Here is a 13,937-nt window from a genome sequence, read left to right on the forward strand (position 1 = left end):
ATTTGATTGCATCTAGCGCTATCGAATTTGTAGTTATTTTGCCAGCACCAAGATAGCAGCTCATGGCTTTTTCAGGACTGAAAGCCGTGCGTCAACACAATCCGCTATTCTTCTAGGCTTGTTTGACTACCGCACGTCCTGCACTCCAAGACAGTGTCCGACCCCCATCCAGTGCGACTTTCCGAGAGGGAAGACAAGCGAAGCTTCCTGCAAAAGGTGGCTGAGTTCATCCATCCGGGACCGGATTCCGCCGATGAACTGATTGAAACCCTGGCCGAAGCCGAAGACAACCAGGTCATAGGTACCGACTCTCGCGTCATGCTGGAGCGCGTCATCCGCATGGCGGATATGAGCGCCGGCGAAGTCATGGTGGCTGCGCCACGCATGGATCTCCTGAATATCGACGCCCCCTTCGAGGAAATCCTGCACCAGGTGATCACCACGGCGCATTCGCGCTTTCCGGTCTACCAGGGCGAGCGCGAGAACATCATTGGCATTCTCATGGCCAAGGATTTGCTCAAGCTGCAGCGCTCTCCCAGCCTGAATCTGCGCGCCCTGTTACGTCCGGCCGTGTTTGTGCCCGAGAGCAAGAACCTTAATGATTTGCTGCGCGAGTTCCGCGCCAACCGCAATCACCTGGCTATCGTCATTGACGAGTTCGGCCGTGTGGCCGGCCTGGTGACGATTGAAGACGTGCTGGAGGAAATCGTGGGTGAGATCGAGGACGAATTCGATATTCCCGAGGACGAGGGCGATATCTTTGCCCTGGCCGACAACAGCTACCGCGTGTCGGGCGATGCCTCCATCGAGCATGTGAGCGAAGAGTTCGAAACCACGCTGCACACCAGCGTGCATGAGGCGCACTTCGACACCATTGGCGGCTTGATTGCCCACGAAATAGGCCATGTGCCCAAGCGTGGCGAGCAGATTCACCTGGGCGGCTTGGAATTTACCGTGCTGCACACCAAGGGCGGTGCGGTGCGCTGGTTCAAGGTCGTCCGAGATCCCTCGCCAGACAGTGTGGTGCGCAGTTAAGCTTGCGTCATCCGTCCTTCCTGCACCCAACCCATCGGTTGGGTGTTTTGTTCGCGCCCCTCACTTCTCGCCTTAGCAATGCAAGCCAGCCAAGCTCTTTCTGCTTCCAAGACCCAACGCTTCGGCCGGATGAGGTGGACAAGCTGGCTGCTGGTGGCTGTGGCCGGAGGGCTGCAGGCCTTCTCTCTGGCTTGGCCCTGGGCGCGCGGTCAGGGCGATGGCTGGCTGACACTGGTCGGCGGCTATGGCCGCCCACTGTGGTGGTTGCAAATTCTCTCTCTGGCCGTGCTGGTCCATGCACTGCTGGCCGCGCGCAGCCCGTTGGCGGCGGCGGGCAAAGCCATGGTGTTTGCCACCGCCTGGCTGGCCGCTACCTTCTGGTGGCTGTTTATCTCCATGCATACCTATGGCGGGCTGGCTGCGCCGCTGGCCGTGGCGGCCGTGCTGGCGCTGGCCGCATTTTTGGGTAGCTATTACGCCTTCGTATCATGGTGTTTTAAACGCCTAGCCAATACAGATAAAGCGCAGGTAGCTATTGTTTTTGCTTCGCTGTGGGCGCTGGCGGAATTGGCGCGTGGCTGGTTGTGGACCGGTTTCCCCTGGGGAGCCGGCGGCTACGCCCATGTAGAGGGGCCGCTTGACGTGCTGCCGCGCTGGGTGGGTGTGTATGGCACGGGTTGGGTGGCGGCCTGGCTGGCGGCCTGGCTGGCAGTCCTGCTGTGGCGCAGGCAGAACGCTCAGCCCCTGCCGGTCTTGAAATGGGCCGTACCTTCGGCGCTGGCCTTGCTGCTGGGCTGGGGCGGTTTGTGGTGGCTGCAAAACGCAAGCACCCGTGGCGACAGCGGTCTGCCCGGCATGAGCGTGGAGCTGCTGCAGGGCAATATTCCGCAAGACGAAAAATTCGAACTGGGCTCAGGTATTCCCGTGGCCCTGGGCTGGTATGCGCGACAGCTGCATGCCGCCACGGCGCAACTGGTGGTGGCACCCGAGACGGCGATTCCGTTGCTGCCTCAGCAATTGCCCGAAGGCTATCTGGACTTTGTGCGTCAGCCCTTTGTGCAGCAAGGCGGCAAGCAGGCCGCCATGGTGGGCATTCCCCTGGGTAACTGGGATCAAGGCTTTACCAACACGGTGGAAGGCTGGGCGCCCGGCCAGACCCGGCCCTATGCATACGACAAGCACCATTTGGTGCCTTTTGGCGAGTTCATTCCGCCCATGTTCCGCTGGTTTACCGATTTGATGAATATTCCGCTGGGCGACTTCAATCGCGGTGCCCTGGCGCAGCCCTCGCTGCACTGGGCCGGCGAGCGTCTGTCACCCAATATCTGCTACGAAGATCTGTTTGGCGAGGAGCTGGGTGCCAATTTCGGCGATGGGGCCACAGCACCTACGGTGCTGGTCAATTTCAGCAATATCGGCTGGTTTGGTAACTCCATCGCCATCGACCAGCACCTGAACATCAGCCGCATGCGCACACTGGAGTTCGAGCGCCCCATGCTGCGCGCCACCAATACCGGCGCCACGGTGGTCATCGACCACAAGGGGGCTGTGGTCAAGGCGCTGGCGCCGTTTGAACGTGCTGTTTTGCACGCCGAGGTCAAGGGGCGAGAAGGGCTCACCCCCTATGCCCGCTGGGTACACGCCCTGGGGTTGGTGCCGTTGGCGGCGCTGTGTTTTGGCCTGTTGGCCTTGGCCTGGTGGTGTGGTCGCCGAACACCTCGCAAAGCCTGAAATACTTCGGTAGTGACTTACTAGATGGTCAGGATTAAGCTGTGCCAGCACAGGCTGGCGCGGCATTTGTGGCAGAGTTTGGGGTTTTTCTACGGGTTTTTGTCGCAGGGGCGCAGTCGCCAGCCTTGATAATGCCCGCTTATATTGTTGGCCCACTTGCGGGCTGAACCGACCCAGAATTTCAGAGATACAGGCAGCCCAGGCTGCCGTGGAGCAATTTAGATAATGGCCGATTCTTTTTCCTACGAACAACTGATCGCTTCCGGCGAAGGCAAGCTTTTTGGCGCCGACAGCGGGCGTCTGCCCCTGCCTCCCATGCTGATGTTCGATCGCATCACCCACATCTCTGAAGACGGTGGTGCCCATGGACTGGGCAAGATCGTGGCAGAGCTGGATGTGAACCCCGATCTGTGGTTCTTCAAGTGCCACTTCCAGGGCGACCCCGTCATGCCCGGCTGCCTGGGCCTGGATGCCATGTGGCAGCTGATCGGCTTTTACCTGACCTGGCTGCGTCTGCCCGGTCGCGGCCGTGCTCTGGGCGCTGGCGAAGTCAAGTTCACCGGTGAAGTCGGTCCCGATGTCAAACGGGTGACATATGAAATTGATATCAAGCGAGTCATCAAGCGCAAGCTGAACATGGCCATTGGCGATGCACGCTTGCTGGCCGATGGCAAGGAAATCTATGTGGCCAATGACCTGCGCGTAGGTCTGTTTCTGCGTGAAGGCGACGGCCAGGGAAAGCCAGCATGAGCAAGAAACGGGTAGTCATCACCGGCGCGGGCATTGTCTCGTGCATAGGCAACGACTTGGATACGGTCGAGGCATCGCTGCGCGCGAGCCGCTCCGGCATCAAGGCCGTCCCCAAATTCACCGAGCTGGGCATGCGCAGCCAGGTGGCCGGTGTGCCGGAGATCGACATCGAAGCGCGCATTGACCGCAAGCAACTGCGCTTCATGGGCGATGCGGCGGCCTACTCGCAGATCGCGCTGGAAGACGCCATCAAGCAAGCCGGTCTGACACCCGAGCAGGTCAGCCACCCGCGTACCGGCCTGATCATGGGCTCTGGCGGCGGCTCGCCTGCCAACCAGATCGAAGCGGCGGACACGCTGCGCGAGAAGGGCATTCGCCGCGTGGGGCCTTACCAGGTCACGCGCTGCATGAGCTCCACCGTCTCGGCCTGTCTGGCGACCAATTTCAAGGTCAAGGGCATCAACTACTCCATCACCTCGGCCTGCTCCACTTCGGCCCACTGCATTGGCGCTGCGGCCCAGCAGATCGCCTGGGGCATGCAGGATGTGATGTTTGCCGGCGGCGGCGAAGAGCTGTCCTGGGGCATGTCGCTGCTGTTCGACGGCATGGGCGCCATGTCCAGCAAGTATAACGAGACGCCGGAAATCGCCTCGCGTGCCTATGACGCCAACCGTGACGGCTTTGTCATCGCCGGCGGCGGCGGCGCCGTGGTGCTGGAAAGCCTGGAGCATGCTCTGGCTCGCGGTGCCAACATCCTGGCCGAAGTGGTGGGCTTTGGCGCCACCAGCGACGGTGAAGACATGGTGGCTCCTTCGGGCGACGGCGCCATTGCCTGCATGAAGCAGGCCATGGAGACGATCGACGCTCCCATCGACTACATCAACACGCACGGCACGTCGACTCCTGTGGGCGATATGCAGGAGGTGCGAGCCATGCGCGAACTGTTCGGTGACAAGGTGCCGCCGTTCTCGTCGACCAAGTCGCTGACCGGTCACTCCCTGGGTGCCACCGGCGTGCAAGAGGCAATTTACTGCCTGATCATGCTCAACAAGGGCTTTATCGCCGGTTCGGCCAACGTGCAAACGCCCGATCCCTTGCTGGGCGACATGCCTTTGGTGACCCAGACGCGCGATGCCGAGTTGAAGACCGTGCTTTCCAACAGCTTCGGCTTTGGCGGCACCAATGCTTCTCTGGTGCTCAAGCGCTGGGAAGGCCAGTAAGCTCAGGCTTTGCCACAGGCCCGCGCTACCTTGGGGTAGGCGCGGGCTTTTTGCTGACCAGGCTTGCAGCGCGGCTGCCGCCGCGCTGACGACATCTGCACAGGGACAGGCTCACACTGTCAAACTTCGTTCACCGTTTTTGCCTACCACCCCATGAAGCTAGCAATCCTTGACCGCGATGGCACTCTGAATCAGTGGGTTGACCAGGGCTTTATCGGCCAGCCCCAGGACTGGGTCGCCGTGCCGGGCGCACTCGAGGCGGTTTCGCGCCTGAATCGTGCCGGCTGGCATGTGGTGCTTGCCACCAATCAGCCGGGGCTGGGTCGAGGACTGTTTGACGTGATCGAGCTCAATGCCGTGCATGCCAAGATGCACCGCGAACTGGCGCAGGCCGGGGCGCGGGTGGAAGCGGTTTTTTACTGTCCTCATGCACCGGAGGAAGTTTGCAGCTGCCGCAAGCCTGGCGCCGCACTGTTCGAGCAGATTGCCGAGCGTTATGGCGCCGAAGGGGCTGAAGTCTGGGCCATTGGCAGCGGGTTGGAGCATTTGCAAGCCGGGCAGTCGCTGGGCGCGCATCTGATGTTCGTCGAGTCCTCGGGGCGCCCCGAGGGGCAGGATGTGCAGAACTTGCCCGCAGGCAGCCAGCGCTTTACCGACCTGGAAGCAGCGGTCAGCGCCTTGCTATCCTTGAGGGACGTTGAGGCGGCGGGCGAGGATGCGCGGCCCTGAGCGCTGGCCTCGGCCGCTTGCACAGGACGGTATTTCAATCAAAAATAGCCTCAAGCCCCTGCAGAATATGCGCGAGCTGCTATGTTTATTATTTGGTGTGACTCTCACCATCTGCTTGTTTTCATTCCCTGGATCCGCTGCCGTGTGCACGGATCTTGCCTAGCCTGATTGATCGCCATGCCTTTGATTCGCTCCGTCCTTCACATGCTGTGGATGGCTATCACCGTGATTCCTTTCACCCTGGCGGTTTTGCTGACCAAATGGCTGGGTGGCTCTCCTGCCAAGGTCTATGCGGTGGCGCGCTCCTGGTTGAAGCTGTCCGTGGACAGCGCCCGCCCGTTGCTGGGGATTCAGTACCGCTTGCAGGGCATGGAAAACCTGCCTACCGATCCACATCAAGGCGTGGTGTTGCTGGTCAAGCATCAGTCCACTTATGAGACGTTCCTCATGCCGGCCATCATGCCGCGTCCGCTGGCCTATGTGTTCAAGAAGGAACTGCTCAAGGTGCCTTTTTTTGGTTGGTCCATAGGCGCCATGGACATGATCCATATTGATCGCTCGCAAGGCTCCCGCGCCTTTCACAAGGTGGTGGAGCAAGGCAAGCGTCTGCTGGACAAGGGTACCTGGGTCATCATGTTCCCCGAAGGAACGCGCATCGCCCGTGGCGAAACAGGCGACTACAAGACGGGTGCCACGCGCCTGGCCATCATGTCTGGTGTGCCTGTGGTGCCGGTGGCCGTCACTTCGGCCAAATGCTGGCCCCGCAAGGCCTTCATCAAGACTCCCGGTGTGGTGGATGTTTCCGTGGGCAAGCCCATTCCCTCGGCGGGCCGCAAGCACGACGAGCTGATGGCTGAGGTGCAAGCCTGGATCGAGGCCGAGATGCGACGCCTGGATCCCGAGGCTTATTCCAAGTAAGCCAAGTCGATTCAGGCCATTGAGCGGCGTACGGCAACTCTCCCATGAACAACTCCTTGCAGCAAGCCTGGCAGTGGTTGGTGCCGCCTGTGGTGGAGGATGGTGCCGGTAAGCTGATTGCACGCAGGCAGCTGGCAGCGTCGCCGACAGTGCCGTCCGGCGTGCTGCCGTCGCTCCAGAGCGTGCAGCAGGAGTTGCTGGGATTTGATGTCAATCTGTCCAATCCGCATGTCTCTTCTGCGGTGGATGCTATAGAAATTGAAGATGATGCGGGCGATATGGAGCCCGATCTGCCGGCCCACCCTGACGCCAGCCACAGCGCGGTGTTGCAAGAGGTCGAGGTGTTCTATCTGCTGCGCCGATCCAGCCGCCGCAGCATCGGCTTTTCCGTCGGAGCCAAAGGCCTGGAGGTCACGGCGCCGCAACGGGTGGCGCTGCGCGACGTTGAGTCGGCGCTGCAAAGCAAGGCTGCATGGATTGTGCGCAAGCTGCAGGAGGCCGGCCAGCGCGAAGCGCATAGAGCGCAATCAAGCATTGAGTGGCGAGACGGCGGCGTGCTGGACTATCTGGGCCTGCCCTTGGTTCTGCGCTTGAGCGGGGATGGCCCCGAAGGCCTGCGTACCCGCCAGACCCACCGCGAGCAGCGTGCTGATGGATCGCAAAGCCTGCATCTGCCCTTGCCTCAGGAGGCCGCAAAGGTGCAGGTCCGGGCGGCCGTTCAGGCCTGGATACTGCGCGAAGCCCGCAGCCATTTCACTGCCAGATTGCTGTATTTCGCCCCTGTGGTGGGCGTGCGCTGGAACGCGCTGAGACTGACCAGCGCGCGCACCCGCTGGGGTAGCGCCAACAGCGATGGCATGATTCGCCTCAACTGGCGACTGCTGCAGCATGCTCCCCAGGTCATCGACTATGTGGTGGTGCATGAGCTGGCGCATCTGCACCATATGGACCACAGCCCCCAGTTCTGGTCCGAGGTTGCCAAGGTGTTGCCCGACTGGAAGTCGCAAAGAAATGCATTGAAGAATTACCCCCTGCCTTCCTGGGATTGACAGGGGGTAGTGTGGACAGCCGACCCCTACCAAGGATTGCCAATGACAGAACAGACGAAACCTCTGGAAGTTCAACCCGCCCAAGGCTATGCCGGGGATGTACCAGCCGAGCTTGCCTGGCAATGGGTGCAGGCGGGCCAGGCCGTGATGGTGGATGTGCGTACCGATGCCGAGCGCGAATGGGTGGGCAGAGTGCCCGGTGCTGCGGCCGTGGCCTGGAAGCAGTGGCCGGGAATGGCCGCGAACGCCGACTTTGACAGTCAGTTGCGTGCTGCCGTGCCGGATGGCCAGAAAGTGGTGCTGCTATGCCGCAGCGGCGTGCGCTCCGTCGCTGCCGCGCAGCGCGCCGCCACCCTGGGGCTGGAGGCTTATAACATTCTCGAAGGCTTTGAGGGCGACGTCGATGCCAGCGGTCAGCGCGGTCACCTCGGTGGCTGGCGCAAGCGAGGGCTGCCCTGGCGCCAGTGATTCCGGCTCAGGGCGGACCATTGAACGAGCTCAGCTGCTTTGATAGCCGTTGGGGTTCTGGCTTTGCCAGCGCCAGGTGTCGGCGCACATGGTCTCAAGATCATGTTCGGCCTGCCAGCCCAGCACTTTGCGGGCATGAAGAGGATCTGCGTAGCAGCTGGCCACGTCTCCAGGGCGGCGTTCAGCAACGGCGTAGGGCAGGGCCTTGCCACAGGCTTTTTCGAACGCCTGCAGAACTTCCAGAACGCTGTAGCCCTTGCCGGTACCGAGATTGACGGTCAGCAACTCGGGTTGGGGCAGGTTCTGTAATGTTTCCAGGGCTTTGACGTGACCACGGGCCAGATCCACCACATGGATGTAGTCGCGTACACCTGTGCCATCGACAGTGGCGTAGTCGCCGCCAAAAATCTGAAGCTTTTCGCGACGACCCACGGCAACCTGAGCGATGTATGGGAGCAGATTGTTCGGGATATCCGCGGGATCTTCCCCGATCAGCCCGCTGGCATGGGCTCCGATGGGGTTGAAGTAGCGCAGTACGGCGATAGACCAAAGTGGATCGGAATGAAACAGGTCGGCCAGAGTCTCTTCCACCATCAGCTTGCTGCGGCCATATGGATTGGTGACCGAAGTTGGGTGAACTTCGTTGAGTGGCAGATATTGGGGCGTTCCGTAGACCGTGGCTGACGAGCTGAACACCAGCTTATCCACACCTTGGTTCTTCATGGCGCGCAGCAGCACCAGCGTTCCGTTGACATTGTTGTCGTAGTAATCCAGCGGTTGGGCCACGGATTCACCCACAGCTTTTTTCCCCGCAAAGTGGACCACGCTGTCGATGCGGTGTTCAGCCAGTACCTTCTCGAGCAAGCCCTGATCTCGGACATCGCCCTCGACGACCGGAATATGGCGGCCCGTAATGCGCTCCACACGGCGTATGGCTTCAGGGTGGCTGTTGCTGAAATTGTCCAAAATGACCACTTCGTGGCCATGCTGCAGCAATTCGATGGCGGTATGACTGCCGATATAGCCGGCGCCGCCGGTGAGCAAGGTTTTCATGGCCCCAAGTCTAGCGTGTGTGCTCTTTGGCGTGAGATGAAAAAAGCGCTCGATGAGCGCTTTGATTGATTGGCCAGGACGGATTACAGGGCTGGAATACGCAGCTTCTGGCCGGGATAGATTCTGTCCGGGCTGCTCAGCATGGGCTTGTTGGCCTCAAAAATGGCGTTGTATTTGTTGGCGTCGCCATAGTATTTCTTGGAGATGGCCGACAGCGTGTCGCCGCGCACCACGTCGTGAAATTGGGCCTCGGGTTCGGGGTTGGTGACGATGATCTGGTTGTCCACAGCCTGCACATTAGCCACATTGCCGCAGCACAGCGTCACTTTTTCCTTGACCGCTTGCGTGGGCGCATCGCCTTGCACGGTCACCTTGCCTTGGGTTGCATCAAATTGCACCTGGAGATTGGTCACATCCAGATTCTGGGTGTTGATATAGGCTGCAATGGCCTGGGCTGCTTTGGCATTCAAATCCTCTGAAGGCGCTGCTGCGTGTGCATCGCCGCCGCCAAACAGCTTTTCGCCGGCTTCCTTGATGAAACTGAAAAGACCCATGAATAGACTCCTCAAAGTAGTAGGGCAAGGGGAACATCCCACTTTAACGATAAAAACGATAGGTGCACGCCGGACAAAGCCATGCCGTCAGCTTTTCAAGAAATTCAGCGTCAGTTGTAATGGATGCGACATCTTGACTTGGGGGTGATACAAAAGTCCCGATAATCCGCCGCATGACATTTTTGGCCATAGACATTGGCAACACCCGTTTGAAGTGGGCCATGTATGACGATTTTCGCCCGGGTGCCGCGCTGCTGGCACATGGCGCGGAATTCCTGGAGCATATCGAGCGTCTGGCAGAAGGTGCTTGGGCGGGCTTGCCCGCACCCGATCACATGCTGGGCTGCGTAGTGGCTGGTGATGCTGCCAAGCGCCGTGTACACGACCAGATTGAAATGATGCTGGGCTGGAATCTCGAGCCGCTGTGGGTGGTGCCTTCCGCCCAGGAGGCTGGAGTGGTCAATGGCTATGACTACCCCTTGCGTCTGGGTGCCGACCGCTGGGTAGCCATGATTGGTGCGCGCCACCATATGCTGCAGCAAGGCCCCGCGCGGCCCTTGATCACCGTCATGGTGGGCACGGCAGTGACGGTGGATGCGCTGGACACAGAAGGAAACTTCCTTGGCGGTTTGATCATCCCGGGCCATGGCATCATGCTCAGAGCCCTCGAAGGGGGGACCGCAGGCCTGCATGTGCCTACGGGTGACGTCCAGCGTTTCCCCAAGAACACCAGTGATGCCTTGACCAGCGGCGGTACCTATGCCATTGCTGGAGCCGTGGAGCGCATGTACCAGCATTTGTCCGAGCAGTGCAATGCCGAGCCAATGTGCATCATGGCTGGCGGTGCCGGCTGGAAGATGTCGCCGAGCATGACCCGGCCGTTTCAGCTGATGAATAATCTCATCTTCGATGGTTTGCTGGTGATGGCGCAAAAGCGCTGGGGCCAGTAATTCTGAATGATCCACCGCTGACCGACAGGAGCGAAAAATGATTTTTGTGACTGGCGGAGCAGGATTTGTTGGCGCCAATTTTGTGCTGAATTGGCTCAAGAATAGCGATGAGCCGGTCGTGAATCTGGATAAGCTGACCTATGCCGGAAATCTGGAGAATCTGTCTTCTATTCAAGATGATCCACGGCATATTTTTATTCAGACTGATATTCGGGATGGAGCGCTGATTTCTCAGCTGTTGGCTCAACACCGACCTCGTGCCATCATCAATTTTGCGGCTGAAAGCCATGTGGATCGCTCCATTCACGGGCCAGAAGACTTTATCCAGACCAATGTGGTGGGAACTTTCCGCTTGCTGGAATCCGTGCGCAGTTATTGGAATGGTCTGGAGCTGGCCGATAAATCCGAATTTCGCTTTTTGCATGTGTCCACGGATGAGGTCTATGGCATGCTGTCGTCTACAGCGCCTGCATTTACCGAGGACCATAACTACGAGCCCAACAGCCCATATTCGGCCAGCAAGGCGGCATCGGATCATCTGGTGCGTGCATGGCACCATACCTATGGCTTGCCCGTGTTGACCACGAATTGCAGCAATAACTATGGTCCGCTGCATTTTCCCGAAAAGCTGATTCCGCTGATGATTGTGAATGCACTGGAAGGAAAGCCATTGCCTATTTATGGCGATGGCATGCAGGTGCGTGACTGGCTGTATGTGCGTGACCATTGCAGTGCCATTCGCCGTGTGCTGGATGCGGGCAAGGTGGGCGAAACCTATAACGTAGGCGGCTGGAACGAGAAAGCCAATATTGATATCGTCAAAACAGTTTGCGGCCTGTTGGATGAAATGCGCCCACGTGCGGATGGCAAATCGTATGTCGAGCAGATCAGTTTTGTGACCGACCGGCCGGGTCATGATCGCCGCTATGCCATTGATGCGCGCAAATTAGAGCGCGAACTGGGATGGACGCCTGCCGAAACGTTTGAAACCGGCATTCGCAAGACGGTTCAGTGGTATTTGGACAACCCGCAATGGGTGGCCAATGTGCAATCTGGTTCTTATCGTGACTGGGTGCAAAAACAGTACGCAGACCAGCCATGAAGATTTTGCTCTTGGGCAAAAATGGACAGGTCGGTTGGGAGCTACAACGCAGTCTTGCTCCGCTGGGTGAGGTCATCGCTCTGGGGCGTACTGCCGAAGAGGGGCTTTGCGGGGATCTGGCCGATCTGCAGGGGTTGCAACGAACCTTGCGCCATACACGGCCAGATGTGATCGTCAATGCAGCAGCCCATACAGCTGTGGACAAGGCGGAATCGGAACCGGACCTGGCTCACCGTTTGAATGCTCTGGCGCCAGAGTTGCTGGCGACGGAGGCCAAAAGCCTGGGAGCCTTACTGGTGCACTACAGCACCGACTATGTGTTCGATGGCAGCGGCATGCAGCCTTGGGTGGAGAGCGATGTCACCGCTCCTTTGTCGGTATACGGCCGCACCAAGCTTGAAGGCGAGCAGCGCATACAGGCCAGCGGATGTCGGCATCTGATTTTCCGTACCAGCTGGGTTTATGCCGCACGCGGCGGTAATTTCGCGAAGACCATGCTGCGTCTGGCGCAGGAGCTTGATGAACTCAATGTCATTGACGATCAGTGGGGGGCGCCAACAGGGGCTGATCTGATCGCTGATGTGACAGCCCATGCGATTCGTCAGGCAATGAGTCAAAAAATGGATCTGGGGCTATACCATTTGGCGGCATCAGGGGAGACGAGTTGGCACAACTACGCGAGTTATCTGATTGGAGAAGCTCAAAGGTTGCGCCCAGATATGGGTTGGAAGGTGGGGCTGATTTCAGCTGTGCCTGCAATGGCGTTTCCAAGGGGCGCGCAGCGCCCCTTGAATTCGCGCCTGGACACTCGCAAGCTCACTGCTGCCATGCAGCTCAGATTGCCGGCATGGCAACATGGAGTCGATCGATTTTTGTACGAAATTTTATGCCGCTGAATGCTGGCAACAAGGGAGGACTAGACATGGAGCAAGTACGCAAAGGTATTATTTTGGCCGGCGGTACAGGCTCTCGCCTTCATCCCGCGACTCTGGTGATCAGCAAGCAACTGCTGCCGATCTACGATAAACCGATGATTTATTACCCGCTGAGCACGCTGATGCTGGCTGGGATTCGTGAAATTTTGGTGATCAGCACGCCGCAGGATACGCCGCGTTTTGAGCAACTGCTCGGAGATGGCAGTCAGTGGGGGTTGAGGTTGAAATATGCGGTTCAGCCTAGCCCCGATGGCTTGGCTCAGGCTTTTTTGATTGGCGAAGAGTTTCTCAATGGGGCATCTTGTGCTTTGGTGTTAGGCGATAATATTTTTTACGGACATGACTTGCAAGGTATTGTGACAAGTGCCAATCAGGCGCATGAATGTGCCACGGTGTTTGCCTATCATGTGAATGATCCGAATCGTTACGGCGTCGTTGAATTTGACGGGAATGGCCAAGTTGTCTCCATAGAAGAGAAGCCTCTGCAGCCCAAATCAAATTACGCTGTTACTGGTCTGTATTTTTACGACTCGCAAGTTGTCGAAATTGCCAAATCTCTTAGACCTTCAGCGCGAGGAGAGCTGGAAATTACCGATGTGAACCGAGCTTATCTCGATCGTGGTCTGTTGAACGTGCAGTTGATGGGGCGCGGCTATGCATGGCTTGACACAGGAACACACGATAGCTTGCTGGAGGCGGGGCAATTCATTGCAACGCTTGAGCAGCGTCAGGGATTGAAAGTGGCATGTCCAGAGGAAATCGCTTTTCGATCTGGGTGGATTGATGCTCAGCAGATCGTGGAACTGGCCAAGCCATTAATGAAGAATGGCTATGGGCGTTACCTGATGCAATGCTTGGAAGGTCGCGTGAGATGAGGCTCGTACCTACCGAGATTCCAGAGGTCAAACTGATTGAGCCTCAGGTATTTTGCGATGCTCGTGGATTCTTTCTCGAAAGTTTCCGTCAGGATTGGTTCAATCAGGCCACGGGCAGCAGCTGTGAGTTTATTCAAGAAAATCACAGCCGTAGCAGCAAAGGTGTTCTGCGTGGCCTGCATTACCAACTGCCACCTCACGCTCAGGGAAAGCTGGTGCGTGTGGTGAGTGGCGCAGTTTTTGATGTGGTGGTGGATATTCGCCGCAGCTCGTCTAATTTTGGCCGATGGGTTGGGACGGAGCTGACGGCAGATAATCATCGCCAGCTGTGGATTCCACCGGGATTTGCCCATGGGTTCTTGGTGCTTAGTGAAACGGCTGATTTTGTTTACAAGACCACTGCCTATTACTCGCCGCAAGCGGATCGTGGTGTCCTCTGGAATGATCCCTATATCGGCATCGATTGGCCCAAACTCGATGTCCCGTTCGCGCTGTCTGATAAGGATCAGCAGCAGCCTGCGCTCAGCAGGGCTGATGTGTTCGCATAGTTGACAGCCAAAGCTACCAA

The 13,937-nt window shown here is 58.5% G+C and carries 15 protein-coding genes; 13 read left to right on the forward strand and 2 right to left on the reverse strand.

The genetic code is table 11. The features are described 5' to 3' along the window. Positions 1-153 precede the first annotated feature (153 nt). The 8 genes from ACNAZA_RS06150 to ACNAZA_RS06185 all read left to right on the forward strand — a co-directional run bounded on the left by ACNAZA_RS06150 (position 154) and on the right by ACNAZA_RS06185 (position 7,900). Positions 154-1,035, forward strand: a complete 882-nt coding sequence (locus ACNAZA_RS06150) for an HlyC/CorC family transporter (protein WP_415795585.1) — start codon at positions 154-156, stop codon at positions 1,033-1,035. A 129-nt stretch (positions 1,036-1,164) separates the two neighbouring features. After that, positions 1,165-2,766 (forward strand): apolipoprotein N-acyltransferase, encoded by a 1,602-nt coding sequence (gene lnt / locus ACNAZA_RS06155; protein ID WP_415795586.1) that lies wholly within the window; start codon positions 1,165-1,167, stop codon positions 2,764-2,766. 225 nt (positions 2,767-2,991) lie between these two features. Then, positions 2,992-3,516, forward strand: a complete 525-nt coding sequence (gene fabA / locus ACNAZA_RS06160; RefSeq protein WP_120971602.1) for a bifunctional 3-hydroxydecanoyl-ACP dehydratase/trans-2-decenoyl-ACP isomerase — start codon at positions 2,992-2,994, stop codon at positions 3,514-3,516. Continuing rightward, entirely contained in the window at positions 3,513-4,736 is a 1,224-nt protein-coding gene (gene fabB / locus ACNAZA_RS06165; protein ID WP_415795587.1) for a beta-ketoacyl-ACP synthase I, read from the forward strand. The genes fabA and fabB overlap by 4 nt, the downstream gene beginning before the upstream one ends. Before the next feature lie 153 nt (positions 4,737-4,889). Further along, entirely contained in the window at positions 4,890-5,465 is a 576-nt protein-coding gene (locus tag ACNAZA_RS06170) for a D-glycero-alpha-D-manno-heptose-1,7-bisphosphate 7-phosphatase (RefSeq protein WP_415795588.1), read from the forward strand. 177 nt (positions 5,466-5,642) lie between these two features. Further along, positions 5,643-6,383 (forward strand): lysophospholipid acyltransferase family protein, encoded by a 741-nt coding sequence (locus ACNAZA_RS06175; RefSeq protein ID WP_415795589.1) that lies wholly within the window; start codon positions 5,643-5,645, stop codon positions 6,381-6,383. 44 nt (positions 6,384-6,427) lie between these two features. Then, a complete protein-coding gene (locus tag ACNAZA_RS06180) occupies positions 6,428-7,432 on the forward strand; it encodes a M48 family metallopeptidase (protein ID WP_415795591.1) in 1,005 nt (334 codons plus the stop codon). Positions 7,433-7,474: 42 nt separating this feature from the next. Continuing rightward, complete coding sequence (locus tag ACNAZA_RS06185; protein ID WP_415795594.1) at positions 7,475-7,900, forward strand: rhodanese-like domain-containing protein; 426 nt, start codon at positions 7,475-7,477, stop codon at positions 7,898-7,900. A 30-nt stretch (positions 7,901-7,930) separates the two neighbouring features. On the opposite strand, the gene galE is transcribed toward ACNAZA_RS06185, so the two are convergent. Together galE and lysM are read right to left on the reverse strand one after the other, a co-directional pair. Continuing rightward, entirely contained in the window at positions 7,931-8,953 is a 1,023-nt protein-coding gene (gene galE, locus ACNAZA_RS06190) for a UDP-glucose 4-epimerase GalE (protein ID WP_415795596.1), read from the reverse strand. An 83-nt stretch (positions 8,954-9,036) separates the two neighbouring features. After that, on the reverse strand, positions 9,037-9,507 hold the full coding sequence (lysM, locus tag ACNAZA_RS06195; protein ID WP_415795597.1) for a peptidoglycan-binding protein LysM: 471 nt from the start codon (positions 9,505-9,507) through the stop codon (positions 9,037-9,039). A 173-nt stretch (positions 9,508-9,680) separates the two neighbouring features. Here lysM and ACNAZA_RS06200 point away from each other — a divergent pair, with 173 nt between their 5' ends. Genes ACNAZA_RS06200 through rfbC form a run of 5 tightly spaced genes read left to right on the forward strand, consistent with a single transcriptional unit; the run spans position 9,681 to position 13,917 of the window. Next, complete coding sequence (locus ACNAZA_RS06200; RefSeq protein WP_415795598.1) at positions 9,681-10,457, forward strand: type III pantothenate kinase; 777 nt, start codon at positions 9,681-9,683, stop codon at positions 10,455-10,457. 37 nt (positions 10,458-10,494) lie between these two features. Further along, complete coding sequence (rfbB, locus tag ACNAZA_RS06205; protein ID WP_415795599.1) at positions 10,495-11,559, forward strand: dTDP-glucose 4,6-dehydratase; 1,065 nt, start codon at positions 10,495-10,497, stop codon at positions 11,557-11,559. After that, positions 11,556-12,455, forward strand: a complete 900-nt coding sequence (gene rfbD, locus ACNAZA_RS06210) for a dTDP-4-dehydrorhamnose reductase (protein WP_415795600.1) — start codon at positions 11,556-11,558, stop codon at positions 12,453-12,455. Before rfbB ends, rfbD begins: the two co-directional genes overlap by 4 nt. Positions 12,456-12,481: 26 nt before the next feature. After that, positions 12,482-13,369, forward strand: coding sequence for a glucose-1-phosphate thymidylyltransferase RfbA (rfbA, locus tag ACNAZA_RS06215; protein WP_415795601.1), 888 nt, complete (start codon positions 12,482-12,484; stop codon positions 13,367-13,369). Further along, complete coding sequence (gene rfbC / locus ACNAZA_RS06220; RefSeq protein ID WP_415795602.1) at positions 13,366-13,917, forward strand: dTDP-4-dehydrorhamnose 3,5-epimerase; 552 nt, start codon at positions 13,366-13,368, stop codon at positions 13,915-13,917. Before rfbA ends, rfbC begins: the two co-directional genes overlap by 4 nt. Positions 13,918-13,937 lie beyond the last annotated feature (20 nt).

Source organism: Comamonas aquatilis (genome assembly GCF_965139575.1).
GTDB lineage: Bacteria > Pseudomonadota > Gammaproteobacteria > Burkholderiales > Burkholderiaceae_C > Comamonas > Comamonas aquatilis.

What these genes read in the sequence shown, in the direction of transcription:
- lysM (WP_415795597.1), bottom strand. Translation starts at nt 9,507, where the DNA reads ATGGGTCTTTTCAGTTTCATCAAGGAAGCCGGCGAAAAGCTGTTTGGC.
- fabA (WP_120971602.1), top strand. Translation starts at nt 2,992, where the DNA reads ATGGCCGATTCTTTTTCCTACGAACAACTGATCGCTTCCGGCGAAGGC.
- fabB (WP_415795587.1), top strand. Translation starts at nt 3,513, where the DNA reads ATGAGCAAGAAACGGGTAGTCATCACCGGCGCGGGCATTGTCTCGTGC.
- ACNAZA_RS06175 (WP_415795589.1), top strand. Translation starts at nt 5,643, where the DNA reads ATGCCTTTGATTCGCTCCGTCCTTCACATGCTGTGGATGGCTATCACC.
- rfbB (WP_415795599.1), top strand. Translation starts at nt 10,495, where the DNA reads ATGATTTTTGTGACTGGCGGAGCAGGATTTGTTGGCGCCAATTTTGTG.
- rfbD (WP_415795600.1), top strand. Translation starts at nt 11,556, where the DNA reads ATGAAGATTTTGCTCTTGGGCAAAAATGGACAGGTCGGTTGGGAGCTA.
- galE (WP_415795596.1), bottom strand. Translation starts at nt 8,953, where the DNA reads ATGAAAACCTTGCTCACCGGCGGCGCCGGCTATATCGGCAGTCATACC.
- ACNAZA_RS06180 (WP_415795591.1), top strand. Translation starts at nt 6,428, where the DNA reads ATGAACAACTCCTTGCAGCAAGCCTGGCAGTGGTTGGTGCCGCCTGTG.
- ACNAZA_RS06185 (WP_415795594.1), top strand. Translation starts at nt 7,475, where the DNA reads ATGACAGAACAGACGAAACCTCTGGAAGTTCAACCCGCCCAAGGCTAT.
- rfbA (WP_415795601.1), top strand. Translation starts at nt 12,482, where the DNA reads ATGGAGCAAGTACGCAAAGGTATTATTTTGGCCGGCGGTACAGGCTCT.
- ACNAZA_RS06170 (WP_415795588.1), top strand. Translation starts at nt 4,890, where the DNA reads ATGAAGCTAGCAATCCTTGACCGCGATGGCACTCTGAATCAGTGGGTT.
- lnt (WP_415795586.1), top strand. Translation starts at nt 1,165, where the DNA reads ATGAGGTGGACAAGCTGGCTGCTGGTGGCTGTGGCCGGAGGGCTGCAG.
- ACNAZA_RS06200 (WP_415795598.1), top strand. Translation starts at nt 9,681, where the DNA reads ATGACATTTTTGGCCATAGACATTGGCAACACCCGTTTGAAGTGGGCC.
- rfbC (WP_415795602.1), top strand. Translation starts at nt 13,366, where the DNA reads ATGAGGCTCGTACCTACCGAGATTCCAGAGGTCAAACTGATTGAGCCT.